Genomic DNA, 25,511 nt, shown 5'->3' with positions numbered 1-25,511 from the left:
CACAATGGAACTTATAGCCGACCAGGGACATTTATTTATCATCCTGGCCTGCATTTTCGGTGTATTTATGGCCTGGGGAATTGGTGCAAATGATGTTGCCAATGCCATGGGAACGTCAGTTGGTTCCAAAGCCATCACCATCAAGCAAGCTGTCTTTATTGCCATTGTCTTCGAATTTGCCGGTGCGTTTTTTGCCGGAGGCGAAGTCACCGCAACCATCCGTAAAGGGATCATTGATCCGGCGGTCATGTCGGGACACCCCGAGCTGCTGGTATTCGGCATGCTGGCTTCTCTGCTCGCGGCAGGAACCTGGCTGTTAATCGCCTCTTATGCAGGCTGGCCGGTATCCACCACGCATTCTATCGTCGGTGCCATTGTTGGTTTTGCCGCCGTCGGTATCTCCATGGAAGCCGTTGAATGGGGCAAGGTTGGCAACATCGCCGCCAGCTGGGTTGTATCCCCAGTGATTGCCGGCTCGATTTCTTACGTCCTCTACAAAAGCGTCAAACATTTTATTCACGACACCAAAGACCCTTTTGCTCAGTCCAAGCGTCTGGTGCCGTTCTACATCATGCTGGTCGGCTTTGTTATCTCCATGGTAACCCTGCTGAAAGGCCTCAAACATCTGGGTCTGAAGCTGGATTTTACCGATGCTATCTGGATCTCTCTGCTGATCGGTGTTGGCGTTATGGCGATTGGCCGTTTCTTTGTCGGCCGTATCCATGCCGATCCGGAAGTGTCTGAAGAGATCCATCTGGCTAACGTCGAAAAAGTATTCGCTGTTCTGATGATCTTTACCGCCTGCGCCATGGCTTTTGCTCACGGCTCCAACGATGTGGCGAATGCCATTGGTCCGGTTGCCGCGGTATACAGCGTGGTCAGCCACAGTGGTGAAATTGCTGCCAAAGCAGCAGTTCCTATGTGGATTCTGCTGGTCGGCGCGGTGGGCATTGTGATTGGTCTGGTGACCTTTGGTCATCGTGTGATCGCCACCGTCGGTTCCGGCATTACCGAACTGACCCCTAGCCGTGGCTTTGCCGCCACCCTGGCTGCCGCCACCACCGTTGTTGTTGCTTCCGGCACCGGCCTGCCAATCTCCACGACTCATGTTCTGGTTGGTGCAATCCTGGGTGTTGGTCTGGCCATGGGTACCGATGCCCTGAACTACCGCAAAATCGGCTCTATCTTCGTTTCCTGGCTGGTAACCCTGCCGGCTGGTGCGCTACTGTCGATTATCTTCTTCTTTATCTTCCGCGCGATCTGGCTGTAATCAGCCTGCGGTTGATAATAAAGCGCCTGTATGGCGCTTTTTTTATGCCTGTAATCTGTCAGGCAGCGAACTCATCACGTCTCCTCACAACCCCCTTAAGACCGGCCAGTGAAGGTCACCTGCGGCCAGCTTCTGGGTTGAATAAAGCGGCTGTGGCATAACTGGATCATGACGCTCTCAAAAAAATATGGTACATATGTACCACCAATAAAAAGAAACATCAGTGATCAGCCCCATGCTTATAACGGAACTGCCTAAGACTCAAACGCCATGACCAAAATGTATTTTCAGAACCTGACCCGGGATCTGCAGCAGGCAGGTATCTGCACTCCCACACTGGTCATTGATAAAGAACGCCTGGATCGCAACATTGATCACCTGATCGATGTGCTGAACCGCGGCTTCGATTACCGCATTGTCGCCAAGTCTCTGCCATCGGTTCCCTTGCTGCAATACATCATGCGCCGTACCGGCACTCAGCGCCTGATGAGTTTTCATCTGCCGTTTCTGATGCATCTGGTTGAACATATTCCGGCTGCAGATGTATTGATGGGTAAGCCAATGCCGATTGCCGCCGTACGCCATTTTTATCAATGGCACAGCCAGCAAACCAGCAGCATGTGCTTTGCTCCGGAACTGCAGCTGCAGTGGCTGATCGACAGTAACGAGCGCCTGCAGCAATACGCGGCTCTGGCCCAGGAGCTTAACCTGCGCTTGCGTATCAATCTGGAAATTGATGTAGGGCTGCACCGTGGTGGATTTCAGCCTGATGAGTTGTTTGTCCGCGCGCTGAAAACCATTGCCGCCTCTCCCCTGCTGACACTGTCAGGGCTGATGGGCTACGAAGCACATATCAGTAAAATTCCGGCCTTTCTCGGCGGTAGCGAAAAAGCGCTCGAACAGGCAAAGAACAGCTATCGCCAGTTCACCACACTGATTACAGACACCCTTGGCAGTGACGCTCTGGAAGGGCTTTGTCTGAATACCGGCGGCAGTTCAACCTATCCGCTCTACGAGCAGGACAGCATTGGTCTGGTTAACGAAATTGCCACGGCCTCAGCACTGGTTAAGCCGACCGATTTTGATGTATTCACACTGGAGCATCACCAGCCGGCGGTCTTTATTGCCGCACCGGTATTGAAGGTGGTTAAAGACCCGGAAATCCCGATGGCCAGTGGCTTATCCCGTCTGCTGCGGGTATTTGGCCGCCTGCCTCATCAGGCCTGTTTTATTTACGGCGGCAATTGGCTGGCACAGCCCTGCTATCCCGCTCCGTGCCAGCGCGCCAGTATTTTTGGCCATTCCAGTAACCAGGAACTGTACGAGTTACCGGACGGCCATGACATTAAACCTGACGATTATCTGTTTTTCCGTCCGACCCAGAGCGAATCCGTATTCCTGCAATTCGGCAATATTGCGTTGTATGAGCAGGGCCGGATCAGCGAATGGTGGCCGGTATTCAGTTATCCGGACAAGTTCCCGCCCACCAGCCAGCTGCAGAGCCTGCCGGGCACAGAAACCCTGAATGCCTGACCAGCCATTATCCCTACAATAAAAATACCGAGGAATCATCGTGTCTGCTGTTATTACCCTGATTGCCTACCTGCTGGTACCAGCGCTGTTGGTTGTTCTTTGCCAGCGTGTCAGCTGGCTGGATAAAGCCGGCGTGGTTGTGCTGTCATTTGCCAGTGGTATTGCCCTGGCCGCCACCGGAATGTTGCCGGACCTGGCGGGTGCCGAAACCCTGAAGACCGTACAAACCAATCTGTCAGAAATTGCCATCGCACTGGCCTTGCCGCTGCTGGTGTTTTCCATTGATGTAAAAGCCTCATTCGGTATGGCCGGCGACACGATGAAAAGCATGGGTGTGGCCTTAATTGCCGTCATTATTGCCAGTGCCGCCGGGGCTTTTATTTATGCGGATTCGCTGGCCAACGTCTGGCAGATTGCCGGCATGTCGGTCGGCGCTTACACCGGTGGTGGGCCGAATATGGCCGCCATCAAGACCGCTATCGAAGCCGATGAAAATATCTTCACCACCATGATCACCTACGACATTCTGTTGTCGGCACTGTATCTGATGTTTGTGATGACACTGGCCAAGCCGATTTTCAGCCGCTTCCTGCGCCCTTACCGCAGTCAGGGCGAGCACGCTTATCACAGCGAAGAAGAAAAGTTTGGTCATATGGCCGATGAAACCGCCAACGCCTACAAAGTGCTGGCCAATGTCAAAACGCTGCCAAAGACCGCACTGGCTCTGCTGCTGTCCGCCGTCAGCGTCGGCATCGCGGTGGGCGTGGCTTCACTGGTGCCGGGCAGTATGAGTTCTGCGGTGACCATCATCACCATCACCACGCTCGGCGTGCTGGCGTCTTTTGTGCCGGCCATCCGCAATCTGCCCAACAGTTTCCAGCTGGGGATGTACCTGATTCTGGTGTTCTGTTTCACCACCGGCACCATGACCGATACCAGTATTGTTACCAACCTGAACGTCGACCTGTTTGCCTATATCAGCATTATTCTGGTCGGTTCACTGATTCTGCAGGCCATCATTTGCCGCCTGCTGAATATTGATACTGACACGTTTTTAATCACCTCATCGGCCGCCATTATGTCGGTGCCTTTTATTCCGGTGATTGCCGGAGCGCTGAAAAACCGCGAGATCATTCTGCCGGGCTTTGCCGCGGCCATCATCGGCTATATCGTCGGTAATTATCTCGGTGTCGGCGTCGCCTTCTTTACCCGCTGGCTGCTTGGCGCCTGATATGTTCAGTCGGTGCGCGAACAGCGACCTGCAGAATAAAACCATCCTGATCGCCGGCGCTTCCGCCGGCATGGCCCGCCAGCTGGCGCTGTTGCTGGCACAGAGGCCTAACCGCTTTATTCTGTTTGCCCGCCGCCAGCACGAACTGCAGGAGCTGGCAGATCAGTTACGCGCACAGCAGTGTGAGGTACTGACAGTCTGCGGTGATGCCTGCCGGGAAGAAGACACTAACAATGCCGTATCTCTGGCAATGGCTCAGTTCGGGCGTATTGATCTGGCGTTGCTGAATGTCGGTGCTGGTCCTGAGCAGCGTATGGCAGAAACCTCCGTTGCCGATATCCGCCAGTGTATGGAACTGAATTACCGGAGTCTGGCGAATTTTCTGCCGCCGCTGATCACTGCCATGTGCAGCCAGCAGGCGGATAAACGCGGATTACGTGGCACCATCGCTCATACCAATTCTCTGGCCGGATTTATTGGCTTACCCATGCAGGGGCCGTACAGCGCAGCCAAAGCCGCCGCCCGCTTGCTGATGGACAGCTGCCGGGTTGAGCTGGAACCTGAAGGGCTGAAATTTATTTCGCTGTATCCGGGCTTTGTGCAGACCGCGCGGGTTAACCAGTACGATATGCCCGCCCCTTTTGCCATCAGCGAAAGCAAAGGCGCAGAACGGATGCTGCAGGGCCTGCTGAGTGGCCGTGACGACTATCTGTTTCCCGGCCCGTTAAGCTGGCTTATCCGTCTGGCACGTGTCCTGCCCAAATGCGTCAGTAAGCGGCTGTTGCGGCGCGTACTCTGAAAATGCACCGTGTGCTCTGAAAAACGCACAGACAAACAAAGCGTTATACTGGCCACCTTATTCGTGGAGCCATTTATGACCAGTCCAACCTATCAGCGCCAGAATTTTCCCGACCTCATCGTACTGGAACCTTCAACACCAGCTGACAGCTGTATTATCTGGCTGCATGGTCTGGGCGCCAGCGGTGATGATTTTGTCCCGGTGCTGCCGCATTTGTTACAGGCTCTCAATACCACTCAGCCCCCCGTGCTGCGTGCCATTTATCCGCATGCACCACAGCAGCCGGTAACCATTAATGGCGGCATGGTGATGCCCAGCTGGTACGATTTACTGGCCACCAGCCCCAGACGTCAGATTGATGGCCAGCAACTGAGCGACTCCGTACAACGCATTCACACCCTGATCGATCAGCAAATTGCCGCGGGTATCGACAGCCGCCGGATTCTGCTGGCCGGCTTCTCTCAGGGCGGAGCCGTTGCTTATGAAACCGCCTTCAGCTATCCGCAACCACTGGCCGGATTGATGGCGTTATCAACCTATATTGCCCGCCCGCTGCAGATAAACGCCGCCAATCAGCATCTGCCGGTGCTGATTGCTCATGGTGATTATGATGCCGTGGTCAGCCCGGAGCTGGGCGAAGAAGCCAGCTTATTGCTGGCACAGTCTGGTATCAATGCAGAAAGCCACCGTTACCCGATGGCGCATGAAGTGTGTCTGCAGGAAATTCAGGATTGCGGCCGCTTTGGCGACCGCTGTTTAAGCACAAGGGTTTAGGCACAAGGCTTTAGGTGCTATTTCGGGCTGAGCACAAACTCCGCCGCCAGGCTGGTCAGTTTGCCGGCCAGCTCCCGCTGCTCTTTCGCCGTTTTTCTCATAAAGTTAGACGTCGCGACGGTGTGCTCGGCAATTTTATAAATACTGCGCACACTGCCTGCGACTTCCTGATTGGTGGCCACCTGCTCTTCGGCCGCTGCGGCTACCTGATCGCTCATATCACGGATGGTTCGCACCGCACTGCGGATATGGCCCAGCTCTTCGTCCAGCGATGAGGCCAGTTTTACCGTGTGCTGTACCGCTTCCTGTGATGATTCTACCGCCACAAAGGCCTGTTTCGATTCCTGCTGAAAACGGCCGATAATGCTTTCAATTTCTGATGTTGAATCCTGCGTCCGCTGTGCCAGTGTGCGCACTTCATCGGCGACCACTGCAAAACCACGACCCTGCTCACCGGCCCGCGCAGCTTCAATAGCAGCATTCAGTGCCAGCAGGTTGGTTTGCTCGGCAATGGATTTGATCACATTCAGCACACCACCAATGGCACCGCTGCTGTCGTGCAGGCTGCGGATCACCGTCGATACCTGATTCATCTTTTCATCCAGCTGACCGATGTAATTCAGACTGCTCTGCACCGCTTCGCCACTTTTGTCAGCCGTATGGTTAGCCGCATCCGACTGATCAGCGACCCGCTGGATATTGCCGGCAATTTCTTTGGTGGCAACCTCCAGCTGACCGATTGCGGTAACAACCTTCGCGGTTTCATTCTGCTGCAGATCCATTCCCTTGGTACTGAGTGAAATGGTGACGTGGTTCTGCATGGAAATCAGCGTCAGCTGCTCAGAGATCGCGGTAATGTGTTCTACCATCGATGCCATCCGCGCCATCATCTGATTACAGGCGCGTGCGGCTTCGCCCAATTCATCATCCAGCAATACCGGCACCCGCTGGTAAAGGCACAGGTCATTACCTGCGGCGGTCAGGCCGATATGCAGTTGTCGTATCTGCTGGTACAGCAGATACGACAACCAGAAGGCCAGCAATGCGGTAACACTGACGGTGATAACGGCAATCAGTATTCCCAGCCAGAGTTCATTCCGTGTGTCCCGCAGAATCCCGCTGGCATTATCCAGCAACGCTTGCTGCTGCCCGTCTTCCAGAATTTTTAATGCCTCTATTCTCTCTGTCGCTGCCGCAAACCAGTCGGTGGGAGATACCCCGAAGCCGCTGTCGCCCTGCAGCGCTTTTTCGCGCAAACGTGAGACGTTCTGCACTGCGGCTGACTGCTGGAATTGACGGTACGCTGCCAGAGCCTGAGCATCCGCAATGCGTTCAAAGCTCTGCAGAAATGCATCCTGCTCCGATACCAGACGAACAAAGCGGGCGAACAGTTGTGGAGTAAAAGCATCCCTGGCAAACACGTTACTTAAAACCGCCCGCTCAATACCTGCCCGCTCTTTGCCCTGCAGAAAACTGTAATACGCCTGCAGCCGGCGCACGGTTTCACCATGGCCGGTAAATTCGCTGGCCAGTGCCGGCACAATCAGCAGCCGGTCTATGGTTTGGGTATAAAACGCCAGAACATCAGGCAACGCTGCGGTCTGCGACAGTACACTCTGGCGCAATGTATTGAGCGTTTTCAGATTAGCCTGTGCATCATTGATGGCCTGATTCAGCTTGGGGTAAGTATTGAAACTCTGCTGTTGCAGAAAGTCGCTCCAGCCACGGATGCGCTCATCGGCTATGCGCTGTTGCTGCGGCAACGCCTGAGCAAACGTCTGCCCTTTACTGCCCAGAAAACCTGCGGACATACCACGCTCTTTCTGCAGTTCGTGCGCCAGCGCACTGTTCAGTGCTGAAATCTGCACCAGTGCCTGAATATCGGACAGCTCCTGCATATGATTCAGATTGCTGAGCAACCAGCGCCCCTGCAACGACAGCAATGCCAGTAAAGGCACAGCAATTAACAGCAGTAATTTGCCTTTTACGCTTAATGATTTCAGCAGTCCCATGCTGAGTCTCCCTGTGAATCCGGTGTCTGGCATTCAGAATAGACAGATTGACAAAACTCACAGGTAGGGTGATTGACAGATACGACAAAAGCCTCAGATATCTGTACGAACTGGCAGATATATATCCAGAAATAAGGCTGATATGGCTGGCGGAGAGTATTAATCCGACAAACCGGCTGAACGGGCGCAGTTACGGCCATCATGTTTGGCACGATAAAGCTGTTCATCGGCCATATTGAGCAGGTTTTCAATACCGGAAGTGGAATCCGGCAGCAGTGTCGCAACACCGGCGCTGATGGTCAGGTGCTCACCAGCAGACGACATGGCATGGGGAATATTCAGTGCCCGGACGGAATCCAGCAGACGCTGTGCCAGTAACCTGGCTCCGCCATTATCAGTATCGGGCAACAAACAGGCGAACTCTTCCCCGCCGTAACGGGAGAGGCTGTCATGCGGACGCTGTAATGCAGAACGCAGAGCATGGGCAACATCGCGCAATGCTTTATCACCGGCCAAATGCCCGTAGTGATCGTTATATTGTTTAAAATGATCAATATCGATAAGAATCAGCGACAACGGCTTCTTATCCCTCCGTCCCTGACGCCAGTGCAACTGCGCCTGCTCATCAAAACGACGACGGTTTGCCACACCGGTTAAGCCATCCTGCATTGCAATTGAATGCAGAATATCACGCTGCAGTTTCACCACCACCTGAGTCCTCACCCGGACAGAAACAAGCGCAGGGTTGATGGGCTTGGTTATAAAATCGACGGCGCCCACATCAAATGCCCGTACTTCATCGACGACATCCTGCTGTGCGGTAACAAAAATAACCGGGAAATCCTCCAGCGTCTGGTCGGCCTTTAATGCTGTGCAAACCTCATAGCCATCCATATCCGGCATCATAATATCAAGCAACATAATATCGGGTGGGTTCTCGCTGCACATATCCAGCGCCTGACGGCCACTGGTGGCCATAAAGACGTCAAATTCTTCTTTCAGGATTTCATGCAGCGTGCGGATAACCAGTGGCTGATCATCAACAATCAGCAGACGTGGTTTATGCGCCAGACCGGGGATTAACTCCGCCAGTGTCTTTCCTGAATTCATTCCCACTCCTGCACATCGGTTAATGTGTGCTGTGCTGCCCTGAAATCCAGCTGCTCAATCTGCTCCAGCAACTTATTGAATTTTAGTGTATTTCCGGGAAAACGCGCCCGCGGCCATTGTTCAATCAAGGCCAGGGCCGCCATATTGTTTTCCCCCAGCAGGATACCGAGCTGAGTTAACGCTGCGCGCCAGCGTTCGGCCGGCCAGTTATCACTCGTTTGCTGTTGTCGTTGTTGTTCTTTCTGCTGCTGAGCATCAGCAGAAGAAGTCATATCCACCAGCGCCTGATGTGAAACCTGCAGCAACTGCTCAAGCTCAGCGAGCAGAGCTTCACCATCGGAATCCTCAGCTGCAACATTTGCAGCACTTATTTCTTTAAATTGCTCTTCCAGCTCGCTGCTGCGCCGCGCCAGGGCAACCGCTCCCATGGTTGCGGCAGTACCCTTAAGGGTATGCAGGGTCGCGCAGCTGTCCTGCCAGAGCCGCTGCTGCCATTGCTGTCTCAGTGTCTGCAGCAGTGCGCTCATATCCGTCAGGAAGCGTTCGGTCATACTGGCCAGCAAACGGCGGTTATGGCCAAAGCGCCGTAACAGGGTGTCCATATCCTCAACTATAGTCATTGCCACAGGCTCCGGCGCTGAAGGGACCCCAACCAACTGCCGCAGAACATGTACCAGATCATCCAGATTGACTGGTTTACCTACGTGGGCATTCATTCCTGCTGCAACACAAGCCAGCCGGTCAGCTTCTGAAACATTAGCCGTCATCGCCACAATTGGCAGCCCGGCAAAGCGGCTGTCAGCACGGATACGCCGTGTGGCTTCCAGACCATCGATATCCGGCATCTGCATATCCATAATCACGGCGTCATAGCCCCTGTTCTGGCTGACAACCTTATTAACACCCGTTAAACCGCCTTCAGCCAGATCCACAACAGCCCCTTCTGCCTGCAGGAGTTCAAAGGCAATTTCACGGTTAATTTCATTATCTTCCACCACCAGAATTTGCAGGCCCGCAAGGCGCTTCTCGCTTTCTGAAGGAAGCACAGAGGATGGTTCAGGCAGGCGCAGTGCACGGGCGACGGCCTCTGACAGCTGCACCGGAGTCAAAGGCTTGCTGAGAAATTCGCGGAATGGTGGATTGTCACTGCAGAGAACCTCAGCCAGAAACTCCCGTCCATAGGCGCTGATCAGTATTACCGCCGGTGCCTGCTCAGCCAGAGCATCGCGGATGGCCTGAGCCACTTCCACTCCGTCAGCATCCGGCAGACGCCAGTCCAGCAGCACGGCCTGATAAGGTTTTCCCTGACGATGAGCGGCAACAACCGCAGCCACTGCTGCGTTACCATCCGGTTCCAGATCAACCTGCCAGCCCAGTGAACGGCCATCGCGCTGCAGAAGTTCTGCACTCAGAGGGTGATCTTCCACCAGCAGAATCCGCGGTTCCGCTAGTGCCGGAGCGAAAACCGGCGGCTTATAAGGTTCGGCCAGCACAACAGGTAATTCCAGATCAAACCAGAAGCAGCTGCCTTTGCCCAATTCGCTGCGCAGATTCAGTTCAGAGCCCATCATCGCAGCCAGACGTTTGCAAATCACCAGGCCCAGGCCGGTACCGCCAAAGCGGCGACTGGTTGAAACTTCTGCCTGGGTGAAACCTTCAAAAATACGCTGTTGATTCTCCGCAGAAATACCAATACCGGTGTCTTCAACTTCTATACGGAAGCAAACATCTGCAGCCACCATTTTCAGCTGCCGCACACGGACTCTGACGTATCCGTTCTGGGTGAATTTCAGCGCGTTACCAGCCAGGTTAATTAATATCTGTTGCAGACGATTGCTGTCTCCCAACAGGGTTTGTGGCAGCGACAGATCCAGATCAAATACCACCTCGACCGGCTTACTGCCCAGATTGCCGGAAATCACCACGGCCAGATTGCGCATGATTTCATCAAGGTTAAACGGGTGAATATCGAGCTGCAGTTTGCCCGCTTCTATTTTTGAATAATCAAGAATGTCATTCAGCAGGCTGAGCAGCGAACCTGCTGCACTCTGTGACTTAGTGACATAGTCCCGCTGCCGTGCGCTGAGGCTGGTCTGTGCCACCAGTTTCAGCATGCCCAGTACAGCATTCATCGGAGTACGGATTTCATGACTCATATTGGCCAGAAACGCTGATTTTGCCGCACTGGCAGCATCCGCGGCGTCTCTGGCTTCACGCAGGCGGGTTTCGTACTGCAACTGCTCGGTGATATCGCGATTAATCCCGGTTACCCGCAATAAGGTGCCATTTTCCAAGCGCTCAACCGCTGCTCCGGCCTGAATACTGCGTTCACTGCCATCCGGCAGCACAATGCGGAAAACCGGATCATAAACACCGCGGCCTTGGACAGCAGCCTGCAATGCTTCCTCTGTGCGGGCCAGATCATCCGGATGAAGACGCATCCGCCAGTGTTCATAATTCAGACCATTGCTGCGCAGGCTGAGCGGTTGCTGGTACAGCTCGAACATACGGTCATTCCACAGCAGCTCATTATTTTCCGGCGTCCAGGACCAGACCCCTAATTCGGCAACCTCAGTCGCCATTGCCAGCTGAGCGGAGGTTGCCGCCAGAACCTTCTGCTGCGCCCGTTCTTCACTGATATCGGTCATAATACCGACAACAATGTGTTCCCCTCCCTGGTTCATAACGCCGAGGCTGATCTGTACCGGAAAGACGCTGCCATCTTTACGCCGGGCCTGAATTTCGCGGTTAATACCAATCACCCGGTTGCCGGTCATTTCACGGAAACGCTGCATATAAAGGTCGTGAAGTGAGGCAAAAGGCTCTGGCATTAACAGGCTGACATTCTGGCCAATTATCTCCTCAGCCAGATAGCCGAACGTTTGTTCTCCGGCCGGATTGAACGAGCGGATAGTGCCAAAACTGTCGATGGTAATAATCGGATTAACTGCGGTATCAAGAATAGCCTGAGTAGTCACCAGACTTTTTTCCAGTGCTGCTTCACTGGCTTTACGCGCGCTGATATCGACTGCAATGCCCAGATAACCAACGATCTCACCTGCAGTATCGCGCATCGTCGTTACCGACAGGCTGACCAGCAAGCGCTGACCGTTTTTGCGTATGTACGTCCATTCGCGGGTTTCGGCACCCGTCCGTTCCGATTGATGAACAAAGACGCGAAAGCCGCGGATTTCTCCGCCATATTCGCGCTCCAGTTCAACCGAACGGGCTTCAATCTCTTCTGCGGCGTGCAACACCGCCGGCGACTGAACACCGACAAATTCTTCCGCGCGATAGCCCAGCATACATTCAGCCCCCTGATTAAACAGAGTGACGATACCGTCTTTGTCGGTGGCAATAATTGAAACTTCAGAAGCGGAATCAAGCACGCTTTGCAGCAGCTGACTGAGGCGTTGTGCCTCACCGGCACGCTGTTCCACCTGACGTTCCAGATTGGTGTTCAGCTCGAGGATTTTCGCCTGCGCGGCTTTTTGTCCGGAGATATCGCGGACGCTTTCCGACACCCCTACCACTTTACCTTCCGTGTTGCGGATTACGGCATAGGAAACCGACACATCCAACAATGTACCGTCGGCACGGCAGCGCTGTCCCTCCTTCGGCAGCAAGTGTTCCCCCTTTGAGGCAGCAACGCATACCTGATGCTCTTCTTCCTGTAATTCAGGTGGAATAATCAGCTCCATTAACGGGCGTCCCAGGGCATCCGCTTCAGCAATACCAAACATTCTGGCCGCTGCCGGATTCCAGCTTTGTACATGACCATGGCAGTCCTGACTGATGATGCCATCGGCCGAGCTTTCAACGATGGAAGCCAACCTTCTCTGCTGCGCCAGAAACTCTCTGCGCCGCACGCGGCTGTTGATCTGCATCGCCAGCAGCGCACTGATAAGCACACTGATAAGAGAACCCAGGGCAAAAACAATCGCTGGTGAAGGCAGATTCAGTTCACGGATAAAAGAGGGATAAACCCTGAAGCGGAATTGCCAGTGGCGACCGTAAATGGTGCGCTCAATCTGATAGCTGCCAATATTTGCAACCGCAGCGGGGGTTTGGTTATTAAAAAAACTGACCGGTTGCTGTGCATAGGTAATATCGACAATTTCCAGCGCCAGCTTATGCTCGTGCAAGCGCAGATCTTCCATCACTTCTGCCATTAACAACGGCGCATAACTCCAGCCATAGCCAAACTGTTCACGCCCGGCCTGGGTCTGCGGCGTTTTACCGCCCTGATAGACTGGCATAAGAATCAGAAATGACTGTTGTGGGCTGCCGGTTGCCTGCACCAGCGTAATCGGTCCGGTTAGGCGTACCTCACCACTGAGCAGGGATGACCAGGCGGCTTCGCGGCGATTATGTTCTGACGCAATATCCAACCCGACCGCCGCGTCATTACGCTCTACCGGCTCAATATACTGAATAACAAAGCGTTCACCGCCATGAGGGGTGAGCTGGCGGATACGGAAGTCCGGCCAGCCATCAGCCTGAGCTGTCTGTATAAAACGTGCTTCATCAGCTTCCGCCACCCGGCGAATAAAGCCAAAGCCGCGGGCCCCGGGAAATTCTTCATCAACATCGCGGGTGGCACTGTAACGCTTTACCAGATCGCGGCTCAGGTCATCACCCGCAGTAAGAATGGCGCCGCGCATACCTCTGAGACCGTATTGATAAAGCTCAATGCGACGCTCTACCTGAGTGGTCAGGCCATGCGCCTGCCTGTTCAGCGAGTCGTGCAGACGCTCTGCATTTAACTGCCTGATTTTGACCGACAGAAACAGGCTGATCAGCAGCCCCAGCGTCAACGCCAGCAATACCCAGCGCCAGAGCTGGCGATGCTCCCCTTTGGTTATAACGTTCGGCACGCAGACGTCTCCTTATTGTCCCCAAAAAAAGCGCCTTCGCGCGCTATCGCCAAGCCTTTTAAGACTAGCTATCCCGGCAGGGATCACCAGCGGCTGAACCCTTTCCCACCTTCTGGTATCCTTGCGCCTCTTTTTTGCCAGAACGCCAATGCCAGCGTTCAGCCGCAATGTTCATCCGCAAACAGGAGCGTACCGTGATCACCATGTACGGCATTAAAAACTGCGACACCATCAAGAAAGCCCGTAAGTGGCTGGAAGACGCCGGTGTTGAATACCAGTTTCATGACTACAAAAAAGACGGCTTAAGCCCTGAATTACTCGATGGCTGGATCAGCGAACTGGGCTATGAAGCCCTGCTGAACAAGCGCGGCACAACATGGCGCAAACTGGCAGACGACATCAAAGACAATATTGATGAAAGCAGCGCCCGTGCAGTGATGCTGGATAATCCGTCCATTATCAAACGCCCGCTGCTGGATACCGGCAGCCGCAAAGTACTTGGCTTCAGTGTTACCGAATACACCGACCTGAACTTCTGAACTGACTTAATTAAATAGAACGCGCATCAGCGCCCGATCTGAGGAATGACTATGACAAACGCATTTGCCCTGGCCATTGGTGTCGGCACCAAAAACAGCAAAGGTGACTGGCTCGAAGTATTTTACCCGCAGCCACTGCTGAACCCGGCCGCTGCCCTGATTGACGCGGCCAAAAGCGCTCTGGGCTATGAAGAAGGCAACGTTGCCCTGGATGTTGACGGTGGCGAACTGGAAGCCTTTGCCGCAGCACTCGACAGCGCCGATCCGCTGCAGGCTGCCCTGGCCCGCGCCTGCACCGAAAGCGAAAAGCCGGTTGTGGTGACTATTCTGGCCGCCGATGAACAGGCTACATCCACGCCTGAGGTTTACCTTAAGCTGCACCTGCTGTCTCACCGTCTGGTAAAACCACACGGTCTGAATCTGGCCGGTATGTTCGGCCTGCTGCCCAACGTGGCCTGGACCAATAAAGGCGCAGTCGACCTGGATGAACTGCCGGCCGCACAACTGGAAGCCCGTCTGAACGGCGACCTGCTGAGCGTAAACAGCGTGGATAAATTCCCGCGCATGACCGACTACGTGGTACCGAAAGGCGTGCGTATTGCGCACACCGCGCGCGTGCGTCTGGGCGCGTACATTGGCGAAGGCACCACCATCATGCACGAAGGCTTTGTTAACTTTAATGCCGGTACTATGGGCGTTTCTATGGTTGAAGGCCGTATCTCTGCCGGTGTTGTGGTCGGTGACGGCTCTGACCTGGGCGGTGGCTGCTCGACCATGGGCACCCTGTCTGGCGGCGGTAACATCATTATTTCTGTGGGTGAAAAATGCCTGCTCGGCGCCAATGCCGGTATCGGTATCCCACTGGGTGACCGCTGCACCGTTGAAGCCGGTCTGTACATCACCGCCGGTACCAAAATTCAGGTGCTGGACGATCAGAAAAACGTGGTTGAAGTGGTTAAAGGCCGTGATCTGGCCGGTAAATCCGACCTGCTGTTCCGTCGTGATTCCATCACCGGTGCTGTTCAGTGCGTTACCAACAAGAGCGCCATTCAGCTCAACGAAGAACTGCACGCCAACAACTGAGGCAGCAGTATTTAATGCGGCTGAGCGTTCTGCTCAGCCCGTTAATGAGCCGCAAACCAGTGCGGATGCTGCAGATACCAGCGCACGGTATCCAGCATCGCAGCGGCAAAATCATGCTGCGGCATAAATCCTAATTCTCTGCTGATTTTTCCGGCATTAATGGCGTAACGCACGTCATGCCCCGGCCTGTCCTGCACATGGGTAATCAGCTGTTGCGAACGTCCGGCGATGGCACTCAGGGCCTGCGGATAACGTTCTGCCAGCGAGGCATCGCGGGCAAACTCATCGTTGAGAAGGCCGCACAACAACTGAATAAACTGCAGATTGGTCTGTTCATTATGGCCGCCGATATTGTAATTGCTGCCTGCTTTTCCGGCGCCAAGAATACAATCGATACCTGCTGCGTGATCCTTTACATATAACCAGTCGCGTACCTGCTGACCATTACCGAATACCGTTAAAGGCCGCTCAAACAGAATGTTGGTAATCATCCGTGGCATCAATTTTTCGGGATACTGGTAACGGCCAAAATTGTTGGAACAATTCGATAAACTCACATTCAGCCCGTAGGTTCTCGCCCAGGCATTTAACAAATGATCAGACGCCGCTTTGGTGGCAGCATAAGGATTACTCGGCTGATAACGGCTGTGCTCGCTGAAAGGTTCACCCTCTTCACCCAGATCACCGAACACTTCATCGGTTGAAACATGATGAAAACGATGCGGCAACACCGTATCGCCCGCCTTAAGCGGCTCTTCAATCCAGACCTGCCGGGCTGCCTGTAACAAATTCAGCATGCCGACAATATTGGTTTCGACAAATTGTTCCGGTGCACTGATCGAACGGTCGACGTGGGACTCTGCGGCAAAATTAACGATCGTATCCAGGCGATAAAAAGCCAGTAAATATTCAACCAGGCTGCGGTCGTTAATACTGCCCTGTACAAATACGGTATTCGGCCGTTTTAACGCCTCAGCTAAATTGGCTTTATTACCGGCGTAACTGAGGATATCGAGCACCACAATAAAATCCTGCGGATGCTCTTCCTGCCAGTATTCAACAAAGTTGGCCCCGATAAATCCCGCACCGCCGGTTACCAGTAAACGTTTCATCAGAGAGATTCCAGACTACGCTGCAGACTTTCTCGCCAGCAGACAGGTTGTCGTTGCAGCAGGGCATTTAATGCCGCCGGATCAAGCGCGCTAAACGCCGGACGCTGAGCGAGAATCGCCGGATTATTTGCAGCATAGGCAACACTGCTGAGCGGGGTAATTTCGACCTTTTGTGTTAACCGGCCGGAGCTAAGCGCCTGCCGCTGTATTTCACAGGCAAATTCATACCAGCTGGCCACACCGCTGCCCGCCCAGTGATAAATCCCCTGTAATTGCCCGTTATAAAGCAACCACGCAGACTGCCAGATAACTTCAGCCAGCTCTGTTGCAGAAGTCGGTGACCCGTACTGGTCATCCACCACCTGCAGATCACGACCGGCCTGCATTAAGTTGAGCATGGTGCGTAAAAAATTATGGCCATAATGGCTGTATAACCAAGCGCTGCGGATAACCAGCAGATCGTCTTTTAAAATACTGGCCGCCTGTTGTTCACCCGCTAATTTAGACTGACCATAAATATTCAGTGGGCCGGTCTCAGCCTCTGGCGTCAGTGGTGTATTGCCGCCTGCGGAAAACACATAATCGGTGGAAAGATGCAGTAAACGCGCGTCCTGCTGACGACAGATTTCGGCCAGTACCGCAACGGCCTGAGCATTTATGCGATACGCTTTTTCTGGCTGAATTTCTGCCTGATCGACGGCGGTAAACGCGGCGCAGTTAATCACCAGCGGCTGTCCTTCACAGGCCTGGCGCAATGCGTTGTCGTCGCAGATATCCAGTGCCTGATGATCGCAGGCGCGCAGTCTGACCCAGTCCGGGCAGCTTGCCTGTAAGCATTGACCCAGCTGGCCGCCGGCACCGGTCAGTAATACGTTAACCGGCGTCATGCGAAATAATCAGCCTGTTTAAACGAGCTACCCCGGGCGTCTTTTTCAGACAATTTTGGCTCGCCCTGTAACGGCCAGCGGATAGCAAGATCCGCGTCATCCCAGCGCAGAATGCGTTCACTTTGTGCGTGAAAATATCCGCTACAGCGATACAGACATTCAGCCCGTTCACTCAGGGTATAAAAGCCGTGGGCGAAACCCGGCGGCACCCATAACTGGTGGCGGTTCTCAGCGGATAATTCGAAGCCCTGCCAGCGGCCAAAGGTTGGCGAAGAGCGGCGCATATCGACAATCACATCAAACACACGGCCTGCCACCACACGCACTAATTTGCCCTGCGGCTGTTCCAGCTGATAGTGCAGTCCGCGTAAAACCCCCTGATGGGAAGCCGAATGATTATCCTGCACAAAAACCGCGCCCCCGGTCAGATCGTCCAGCCATTCCTGACGGAAGGTTTCCATAAAGAAGCCGCGCTCATCTTCATAGAGTCTGGGTTCAATAATGTACACATCGTTAAAGACGGAAGACGGCGTCAGCATGGTGGTATCCACAAAAGAAAGCAGCAGCGGAGTAAATAAATACGAAGCGCGCGCGTTATAGCACGCGTCCGCTTAAACCAACAGTGTGACGCGGCGGGAAAGCACAAGGGTCAGGTTATTCTACCTGCAGTGTTCGCCGGTCAAGCTCGCCCTGGGCATCCATCACCACCACTTCCTGTTCACCGGTCACGCTGAAGCGGTAACTGAGGGTTTCGGCCTCGCCACTGCTGCCAACGTGCAGGCCATTCACATACCAGTCGCGCTGTCCCAGCCCGCCCTGAGCGTGCAGCGAGATTTCCGGTAAGGCAGCGCTGCCGCCGGCACGGGTACGGCTGGAGCGCAGAATCAGGCCATCCTGAATACCGGTAATCTGCAGTGGCTCCAGCGCCAGCGCCGGTGGCTCGCTGCAGCGCGGATCAACGGCGGGTAAACGGTTACGCAGGCGCTGACTGGCCGGCAGCCAGTGTTCCAGCGGCCGTGGCCAGAGTGCCAGCTGGTGCGCTGTGCGTGCGGGCACATCACAACTGCCATCAACCAGCAGGCCGCGCTCGCTGGTCCAGTAGGTTAACGGGTTGCGCCATAAACCATCGCTGCGTTCATCGCGCAAGGTCGGCGGCAGCTGACGCCGTACCAGCCAGGCTTTATGGGTCTGGAAGCACTGATCGGCCGGTGTTTCCGCGGCACTCTTACCCAACGGCCAGCAAATGGTTTCCTGACTGACCTGCTCTGGCTGCGGCAACAGCTCAGGTTTATGTTCGATGCGGTCAAATAGCTGGAACAACACCGGCAGCGCACTGAGCGCACCATAATGGCCGGGCGATGGCGTGCCGTCCGGGCGGCCAAACCACACGCCAATGGTATAAGCAGGAGTCACACCCACCGCCCAGGCATCACGGAAGCCATAACTGGTGCCGGTTTTCCAGGCGATGCTGCGGTCGTTATCCTGCAGGGCATAACTGCGCGCACGGTCCGGACGCGGACTGCGCAACATATCATTCAGCACCCAGGCGGTTTCTGCAGAAAATAACCAGCGTGAGCCGGCAGCAGATAGTGACTCTTCCGTCAGATAACGCAGCGGCCACACCTGCCCCTGATTAGCGATGGAGGAATACAGCTGCACCAGCTGCGCCAGCGATAATCCACCACCACCCAGCGCCATACTCAGGTTGGCTTTACCGTCACCGGGAATACGGTAGCGTGCTCCGGAATTGGCAAGAGCGGCGGCAAAGCGCTCCGGAGTAACGGCTTCCAGTACCTGCACGACCGGTAAATTAAGCGACTGCCGTAACGCCTCGGTGGCCGACACCGGGCCGGAAAAATGGCGGGTAAAGTTTTCCGGCTGATAATCGGTAAAATAGCGCGGCACATCACGCAATAAACTGGCGGAGTGAATCAACCCGTCTTCTATCGCCAGGCCATAAATAAAAGGTTTTAAGGTTGACCCCGGCGAGCGCTGCGCCTGCACCATATCGACATGACCAAAGCGTGAATCGTCGGCAAAATCGGCCGATCCGGCATAGGCCCGGACTTCGTGGCTGGCATTATCCAGCACCAGAATGGCGGCAGAATGACTGGGTGGAAAGCGCTGAATTTCCTGCGCCAGATAATCTTCTATCTCGTACTGTAAATCGGCATCCAGCGTGGTTTTAATCAGGCTTTTATCGGCATTTTGCCGGCGTAATTCCCGCGCCAGTAACGGTGCCAGCTGCGGCGTATGCGGCTGATAGGCCAATACAGGTTCCAGCAGCGCCTGCTGATAATCCGTCGCTGTAATCACGCCAAATTCCAGCATCCGCTGCAGCACTTTATTACGCGCATTTAACGCCCGCTGGGGATAGCGGTCGGGGCGCAGGCGTGACGGCGCCTGCGGTAATACCGCCATTAATGCCGACTCGGCCAGCGATAAACCAAGCGCCGGTTTATCCAGATATAAACGGCTGGCCGCTCCCACGCCTTCAATCACACCGCCCATGGGTGCGTAATTTAAATACAGAGTGAATATTTCATCTTTGCTGTAATGCCATTCCAGCTGTAATGCCCGCAGTGCCTGCTCCAGCTTGCCGCCAACGGAACGGGAATGCGGGTGAAAACGCCGCGCCACCTGCATGGATATAGTCGAACCACCGGATACCACACAACCACAGCGCCAGTTTTGCCAGGCGGCACGCAGCAGCGCGAAAGGATTTATTCCGGGGTGATAATAAAACCAGCGGTCTTCGTAATTCAGTAATGCGTCTTTATAAAAAGGCGATACTTCGTTCAGTTCTACCGGATAGCGCCAGACACCACTGCTGTCGGCAAAGGCACGCAACGGCCGTTCATGGCGATCAACCACCAGCTGGGCAAAATCATTCTGCGCGCCTTCTGTCTGGCGTTGCGGATCGGGTACGGCCAGCGGCCATAACCAATCGGCACTTTTTAACAGCAAACAAAAAAATACAAGCCACAGCAAAAAGCGGGCTGCCCTGTTCTGTGGCTGGCGGAAAAAACGTGCCGCGTTAAACGCGGCACGATTGGCAGGAGGATTACTCACTCAGAGGACTCTTCTGACTTACACATTCAACATCAGAGAATCAGGGCTGAGTAACAAACAGAATATCCGGCGTGGTACCCAGCGCACGGGTTTCCGGGTCGTACATATCTTCGACCAGCGGTACCGGCACCTGATAATTACCCGGTGTTACCGCCCGTACCAGATAAAATACCCGGGTGGTGCTGTAAGAATCGGCATCAATAGCGGCGACATAACGGTCGTCACGGTATTCCTGATGAGAAATACGTGAACGGCGCTGCCATTCGGCCACCGGCTGAGTATCGATATTGATTTCATCCAGCTTGATCGATGCGCTTAAGTTCTGATTTTCCAGCTCCAGACCGGCCGGTAATAAATCCACCAGTAATAAATCCGGACGGCGTTTATCGGCTTTTACTTCCAGCTGCACCAGCATCAGCTCACCGACTTTCATGCGCAGTGCACCGTCATCCGGAATAATTGCCTGCCCATCGGTGGTGAAATAACGGCGCTGAATACTCACACCATTACTTTCTGCCGGCGGTGCCAGTTTGCTGTGGCCCTGATACATCAGAGTGGCGAATAAAGGATCGCTGCTGGTATTGCTCAGGGTTACGCCATCACGCAGGCTGCTGCCACTTTCCAGCAGGTTAAATTCACCGGCCTGCTGCAGGGTTTTTAATACGCTGCCCATGCTCAGTTCACCACTCCACTCATCACCCGGCACACGATCCAGCTGCACCGCCGCCATAAAGACCGCATTACGTTCCTGGGTGCTCAGATAGGTACGGCGCTCCAGCATACGCGCCAGCGCTTCAGCACGGCTGAGCGCAAAACTCTGCTGCTGACGATACTGCAGTAACAGGCGTACGACCTGTGCGGTATCACGCACGCGTGAGCCATAATCACCGAGGTAATAATTTTCTTCACGCTGTACGGTTTTCAGCTTTTCCATTAACTGATCAGACAGCTGCTGGTCGCCCTGTAATTTCGCCGCCAGTGCCAAGTGCAGTAATGGCAGGGCCGGTAAATCCAGACGCGCTTCACCCGCCAGGCGACGGATATCACTCAGCGATGCTTTTTTATGCCGCGCCAGAACATAGGCCGCGTAACTCTGATAAATCTGACGGTAGAGTTCCGGACGATCATTCCAGCGTTCGCTGAAATTACCGCGGCCACGCAGATATTCCTGCAGACGGCTCAGGGTTTTACGCAGTACATCGGCATCAACACGTACACCTTCATCCTGTGCATCGGTGAGGAAATCACCGGCATAGGCGGTCAGCCAGTGCTGCTCATAATCATCATGGTTTGACCATAAGCCATAGCCGCCATGATTCATCTGGCGCTTAACAATACGATCCATACCGCTGTCCAGCGCGCTTTCACGCTTACGGCCGGTACTGTTTTTCAGACCCAGATCGGAAAGCTGGTCAGGCGTTGCATAAATCCACGGATAGGTGGAGCTTAACGATTGCTCCAGACAGCCATACGGATAGCGCAGCAGATATTCGAGCTGGCTGCGCGGGTTTAAATTCACGCGGTTATTCACACTGAGCAATGCTTCCAGCGACTGCGGAATCCAGCCATCCATCTCGCTGCCATCCAGAACCAGACGTTCGCCCGGCTGCAGCACCATCTGTTTCTTTTTGGTCAGCGCCGGATGGGCGGCACGGCTGTTGAGTTTCCAGCTCTGGGTCAGTGAGTAATCACCGGCACCGGTTAACTGCAGACCAATTTCAATCTGTCCGGCCGGAAATTCTGCACGCAGAGGTAATAACAGGGTTTGTTTTTCACCATCGGCCAGCGTCAGCTGCTGGGTTAATGGTGTGTTATCACGTACGACTGCCGGGCCGCTGAGGCTGAATTGCAGAGTCAGTGCCTGCTGTTCACCACTTAAATTGGTAACGTCCAGCGCTACGCTGGTTTCATCACCCACGGCGACAAAACGCGGCAACGACAGTTGTGTAACCACCGGCGCTGCGACCGTGACTTCCTGTTCCAGACTGCCGAAACGTTCGTCATCAAAGGCCAGCGCCATTAAACGCAGACGGCCATTAAAATCGGGTAATTGCAGCGGAATGCGGGCAACGCCATTTTTCACCGCCACCTGACCGGAAAACAGCGATACGATCTGTACTTCGGCGCGGGCTTTTTTACCGCCACGGCTTAATTCCGGGGCATCACCACCAAAACGCTGAGTCGCCATGCGGTTGTTATTCAGACCAATTAAATGGCTGTACATGTCGTACATATCCACCAGATAACGGCGCGGGCTGAAGAACCAGGTAAAAGGGTCGGGGGTTTTAAAATCGGTGATCGACAGCACACCAACATCCACCGCCGCCAGGGTTACCCAGGCATTGTTTACCGCTGCGCCATTGCTGTCACTGATCTTCACTTCGGTGACGACACGCTGGTTCGGCGTCCACTTTTTCGGGGCATCGAGGGCAATATTCAGCCGGCGTGGTTCACGATCCAGTTTCAGATGCATCAGCCCCACGGAACGGGTCGGGGTAATACGCTGTTTGTTGTCGGCCGGCTGTAAATGCAGCGCGCTGATATAAATATCGTGACGGTTCCAGGATTCATCGACCGGAATATCCAGCGTGGCTCCCTCAGCCGGCGTCGTAACCCGGGCACTCCACAACAACTGATTACTTTCAATCAGCACCAGCGTTTCACCGGCCGCTGGCGGTACAATTTTCAGTTGTGCGACATCACCGGCGGCATAAGCAGCTTTATCCAGCGCAAGTACAACTTTATCCGGGCGTGCGCCCTGTTCGGCATCCTGAGCATCTTCCCAATACCAGTACCAGTCTTCACCGGCATCAAAGGTCATGCTGCTGATTAAACCGGTGCTTTTATCGGTAATTTCCAGACGATAGCTGCCGAAGCTGACCGGCACCGATACTTTTTCGGTATTACCGGCACTGATGCTGCGTGTCAGTGTCAGTTCATTAAATTCACGTTCGCTGGTTTCCACATACCAGCCGCGGTTGCTGGAATAGCGCCAGTGGTAACGGCGATTCTGATTTATTAACCGTACCTGCAGATTATCGGCCGCCAGTTTTTCACCTTTGGCGTTGGTTTTAACCAGTTCAAATTCGGCCTGTGAATTACGTGCCGCACGGTCGCCAAACAGCGGGCGGATACCGACCAGCTCATTGCCTGGCAATACGCGGGCAACATGGCGGCGCACCACCGGACGACCGCCGGATTCGAACAGGCTGCCGGTAACGGTAACGGCCAGCGGCGATCTGGCACCGTCCCAGCGGGAATCGATTTGCAGAGTGATTTTGCCGTCTTTATCCAGAACCGCACCGTTCTCAATAAACTGCTGATTCCAGTCGGTTTCACGTACATTGCCAAAATGGAAATCCGGCCATTGTTCAAAAGGATGCGCCAGTGACGATACACGGATGCTGGCATCAAAACGGTTACCGGCCGCTGGAGCACCGTATAAATATTCGCCCAGTACCGGAATATTCAGACGCTCACGGCTGGTGAAGTAACGGGTGGTATTTTGCCCCGGATTAAAGGTCAGCTTCAGACGCTCAGGCATAAAGTCTTCGACTTTAAACTGATACACCACGCGGTTTTTACTCACGCCTTCAACTTCTAAACGCCAGTTACCGGTCTGGGCATCGGCCGATAACGGATATTCATACTGATAATAACCACCGGCAGCCGGCTGCCAGTTAATATCTTTTACTTTCTGACCATCCGGGCGGATGATGCGGCCTTTTAATGGCCGTGAATTAACACTCTTACCATCATCGTCACGCAATAAAGCGCTGAAGGTAGCAGTCTCGCCGCCACGGTAAATATCGCGCGGTGCATAAATAAAGAGTTCGGCACTGTTATACGGACGATCAGCCAGACGGAAATCGGACAGGTCGAGCGCCGGAGTATTTAAATTTACCAGACTGACGGATTCATCTTTACGCACCACCAGCACCTGGCCGTAATCAATTTTACGGCGTACGCTGACACGTCCTGCAGCACTGCTGCTTGCTTCAAAGGCAACACTGCCGTTGCTGTTTAACAGCTGAACCTGCGCGCCTTCGACCGGTTCTGGGCTGCCCAGGGTATTCAGATAAACATCAAAGCCGTTGCCGTAATTGCGGATATGCACACCGATATCGGTAACCATGAAATAGGTGACGGCAAGTTGGTTATCGTACTGTCCGGGACGGGCCATCACGGCCAGATAAACACCCGGTTCACGCAGCGCCGGAATATCCTGCAGCGGTAAATTAATCTGGCGGCGTTTGTTACGCTCGGCCGGCAGGGTGAAGCGGCCTTCGTGCACTAAATCGGAGAACTGTGGCAATTCATCCAAACGGTAATAACTTTCGCTCTGGCCACGGTTTTTCCAGTTAACCAGACGCACCAGTTTGTCCGGATTAACCCGGTGAAAAGCCACATTGGCTTCGCTGACGTTTAAGGCATACAACGGCAGACCGGTATGCAGATTTAATGGTAAGAAATGGCCATTACTGGCAAAAGCGAGGCTGGCACTCAGCGAGCCGAATTTCACATCACCACGGCTGGGTTTGTGCAGGGTTTCACCATTAATCGCGCGGATACCGGCATCAACGGTTACCCAATAGCGGCTGTCTGGCTCAACACTTTCAAAATACGCGGTACGGCCATCATCGGATAACACCCAACCACCATTCACCGGCTCGCGTTTGCTGTTATCCAGTTCGCGTTCAACCAATAAATAGCCCTGAAAGTTTTTGCTGCCATCCAGCGGCACAGAAAAGGTAATTCCTATGGCACTGCCATCGTCATAATTCTGCTCGCTGATATCCGCTACCTGTAAAGGTACGCCAGCGTACAGTTCGGCCGTTGTCAGCTTTTCGCCGGGGGCTTTAGCATCGGCCTGGGCTTTTGTCCCTGCCGGAGCGACGGATTCAGCCGGAATGGTGCTCGACGCCGGAGCCTCGGCTACCTGATCAAGTGACGGCTCACTGACTGCCGGAGCAGAACTGGCTGACGAGCTGCCGGAATCGTTATCGCTGCACCCGGCAAGCAATAAAGCGGAGGAAATAATGGCGACAAGCGCCAGACGTGGGCTGATCATGATGTAGTCCTTAGAAGTACCCTTAACCGGGCCTGTAGTCCATTGTGCATTCGCTGCTGACAGCAGAGCCGCCATCCTGAAAACGACAGAAGCCGCTTTATTGATAAGCCGCGAAGTATATCCGAGGGGGAAGCCACCTTC

The 25,511-nt window shown here is 54.3% G+C and carries 15 protein-coding genes; 7 read left to right on the top strand and 8 right to left on the bottom strand.

The features are described from left to right. Positions 1-4 precede the first annotated feature (4 nt). From LGT44_RS10150 to LGT44_RS10130, 5 genes are all read left to right on the top strand, one after another. Positions 5-1,270, top strand: a complete 1,266-nt coding sequence (locus LGT44_RS10150; protein ID WP_230330448.1) for an inorganic phosphate transporter — start codon at positions 5-7, stop codon at positions 1,268-1,270. 270 nt (positions 1,271-1,540) lie between these two features. Continuing rightward, complete coding sequence (locus tag LGT44_RS10145; RefSeq protein ID WP_230330447.1) at positions 1,541-2,803, top strand: DSD1 family PLP-dependent enzyme; 1,263 nt, start codon at positions 1,541-1,543, stop codon at positions 2,801-2,803. Between the two features lie 40 nt (positions 2,804-2,843). Further along, complete coding sequence (locus LGT44_RS10140) at positions 2,844-4,034, top strand: DUF819 family protein (RefSeq protein WP_230330446.1); 1,191 nt, start codon at positions 2,844-2,846, stop codon at positions 4,032-4,034. A gap of 1 nt (position 4,035) precedes the next feature. Further along, positions 4,036-4,833: an SDR family NAD(P)-dependent oxidoreductase gene (locus LGT44_RS10135; RefSeq protein WP_230330445.1), complete on the top strand. Its 798-nt coding sequence runs from the start codon at positions 4,036-4,038 to the stop codon at positions 4,831-4,833. A 75-nt stretch (positions 4,834-4,908) separates the two neighbouring features. Then, positions 4,909-5,607, top strand: a complete 699-nt coding sequence (locus LGT44_RS10130; RefSeq protein WP_230330444.1) for an alpha/beta hydrolase — start codon at positions 4,909-4,911, stop codon at positions 5,605-5,607. Between the two features lie 17 nt (positions 5,608-5,624). Here LGT44_RS10130 and LGT44_RS10125 read toward each other — a convergent pair whose 3' ends face one another. The 3 genes from LGT44_RS10125 to LGT44_RS10115 form a co-directional block, all read right to left on the bottom strand. Further along, a complete protein-coding gene (locus LGT44_RS10125) occupies positions 5,625-7,619 on the bottom strand; it encodes a methyl-accepting chemotaxis protein (protein ID WP_230330443.1) in 1,995 nt (664 codons plus the stop codon). Positions 7,620-7,778: 159 nt separating this feature from the next. Further along, positions 7,779-8,729 carry a diguanylate cyclase domain-containing protein gene (locus LGT44_RS10120; protein ID WP_230330442.1) on the bottom strand — a complete coding sequence of 317 codons (951 nt, stop codon included), beginning with the start codon at positions 8,727-8,729 and terminating at the stop codon, positions 7,779-7,781. Beyond that, positions 8,726-13,606, bottom strand: a complete 4,881-nt coding sequence (locus LGT44_RS10115) for a PAS domain S-box protein (RefSeq protein ID WP_230330441.1) — start codon at positions 13,604-13,606, stop codon at positions 8,726-8,728. The genes LGT44_RS10120 and LGT44_RS10115 overlap by 4 nt, the downstream gene beginning before the upstream one ends. 203 nt (positions 13,607-13,809) lie before the next feature. Between LGT44_RS10115 and LGT44_RS10110 the strand changes: the two genes are divergently transcribed. Both LGT44_RS10110 and dapD read left to right on the top strand, forming a co-directional pair. Then, complete coding sequence (locus LGT44_RS10110) at positions 13,810-14,145, top strand: ArsC family reductase (RefSeq protein ID WP_255605610.1); 336 nt, start codon at positions 13,810-13,812, stop codon at positions 14,143-14,145. Between the two features lie 51 nt (positions 14,146-14,196). Next, a complete protein-coding gene (gene dapD, locus LGT44_RS10105; protein WP_230330440.1) occupies positions 14,197-15,228 on the top strand; it encodes a 2,3,4,5-tetrahydropyridine-2,6-dicarboxylate N-succinyltransferase in 1,032 nt (343 codons plus the stop codon). Between the two features lie 41 nt (positions 15,229-15,269). Here the strand turns inward: dapD and rfbB are convergent, their stop codons facing one another. From rfbB to LGT44_RS10080, 5 genes are all read right to left on the bottom strand, one after another. After that, positions 15,270-16,340, bottom strand: coding sequence for a dTDP-glucose 4,6-dehydratase (gene rfbB / locus LGT44_RS10100; protein ID WP_230330439.1), 1,071 nt, complete (start codon positions 16,338-16,340; stop codon positions 15,270-15,272). Continuing rightward, complete coding sequence (gene rfbD / locus LGT44_RS10095; protein ID WP_230330438.1) at positions 16,340-17,227, bottom strand: dTDP-4-dehydrorhamnose reductase; 888 nt, start codon at positions 17,225-17,227, stop codon at positions 16,340-16,342. Before rfbD ends, rfbB begins: the two co-directional genes overlap by 1 nt. Then, entirely contained in the window at positions 17,224-17,766 is a 543-nt protein-coding gene (gene rfbC / locus LGT44_RS10090) for a dTDP-4-dehydrorhamnose 3,5-epimerase (protein WP_230330437.1), read from the bottom strand. Before rfbC ends, rfbD begins: the two co-directional genes overlap by 4 nt. Positions 17,767-17,881: 115 nt before the next feature. Then, positions 17,882-20,299, bottom strand: a complete 2,418-nt coding sequence (gene pbpC / locus LGT44_RS10085; RefSeq protein WP_230330436.1) for a penicillin-binding protein 1C — start codon at positions 20,297-20,299, stop codon at positions 17,882-17,884. A 40-nt stretch (positions 20,300-20,339) separates the two neighbouring features. Then, entirely contained in the window at positions 20,340-25,370 is a 5,031-nt protein-coding gene (locus LGT44_RS10080) for an alpha-2-macroglobulin family protein (RefSeq protein ID WP_230330435.1), read from the bottom strand. Positions 25,371-25,511: the final 141 nt, after the last annotated feature.

The organism is Thalassolituus alkanivorans (assembly GCF_020447205.1).
Taxonomy (GTDB): domain Bacteria; phylum Pseudomonadota; class Gammaproteobacteria; order Pseudomonadales; family Oceanobacteraceae; genus Venatoribacter; species Venatoribacter alkanivorans.
Note: the sequence above shows the minus strand (reverse complement) of the source record. Positions and strands in the feature narration are given on the sequence as shown.

What these genes read in the sequence shown, in the direction of transcription:
- rfbB (WP_230330439.1), bottom strand. Translation starts at nt 16,340, where the DNA reads ATGAAACGTTTACTGGTAACCGGCGGTGCGGGATTTATCGGGGCCAAC.
- LGT44_RS10135 (WP_230330445.1), top strand. Translation starts at nt 4,036, where the DNA reads ATGTTCAGTCGGTGCGCGAACAGCGACCTGCAGAATAAAACCATCCTG.
- rfbD (WP_230330438.1), bottom strand. Translation starts at nt 17,227, where the DNA reads ATGACGCCGGTTAACGTATTACTGACCGGTGCCGGCGGCCAGCTGGGT.
- LGT44_RS10110 (WP_255605610.1), top strand. Translation starts at nt 13,810, where the DNA reads ATGTACGGCATTAAAAACTGCGACACCATCAAGAAAGCCCGTAAGTGG.
- dapD (WP_230330440.1), top strand. Translation starts at nt 14,197, where the DNA reads ATGACAAACGCATTTGCCCTGGCCATTGGTGTCGGCACCAAAAACAGC.
- LGT44_RS10080 (WP_230330435.1), bottom strand. Translation starts at nt 25,370, where the DNA reads ATGATCAGCCCACGTCTGGCGCTTGTCGCCATTATTTCCTCCGCTTTA.
- LGT44_RS10130 (WP_230330444.1), top strand. Translation starts at nt 4,909, where the DNA reads ATGACCAGTCCAACCTATCAGCGCCAGAATTTTCCCGACCTCATCGTA.
- LGT44_RS10125 (WP_230330443.1), bottom strand. Translation starts at nt 7,619, where the DNA reads ATGGGACTGCTGAAATCATTAAGCGTAAAAGGCAAATTACTGCTGTTA.
- rfbC (WP_230330437.1), bottom strand. Translation starts at nt 17,766, where the DNA reads ATGCTGACGCCGTCTTCCGTCTTTAACGATGTGTACATTATTGAACCC.
- LGT44_RS10145 (WP_230330447.1), top strand. Translation starts at nt 1,541, where the DNA reads ATGACCAAAATGTATTTTCAGAACCTGACCCGGGATCTGCAGCAGGCA.
- LGT44_RS10150 (WP_230330448.1), top strand. Translation starts at nt 5, where the DNA reads ATGGAACTTATAGCCGACCAGGGACATTTATTTATCATCCTGGCCTGC.
- LGT44_RS10120 (WP_230330442.1), bottom strand. Translation starts at nt 8,729, where the DNA reads ATGAATTCAGGAAAGACACTGGCGGAGTTAATCCCCGGTCTGGCGCAT.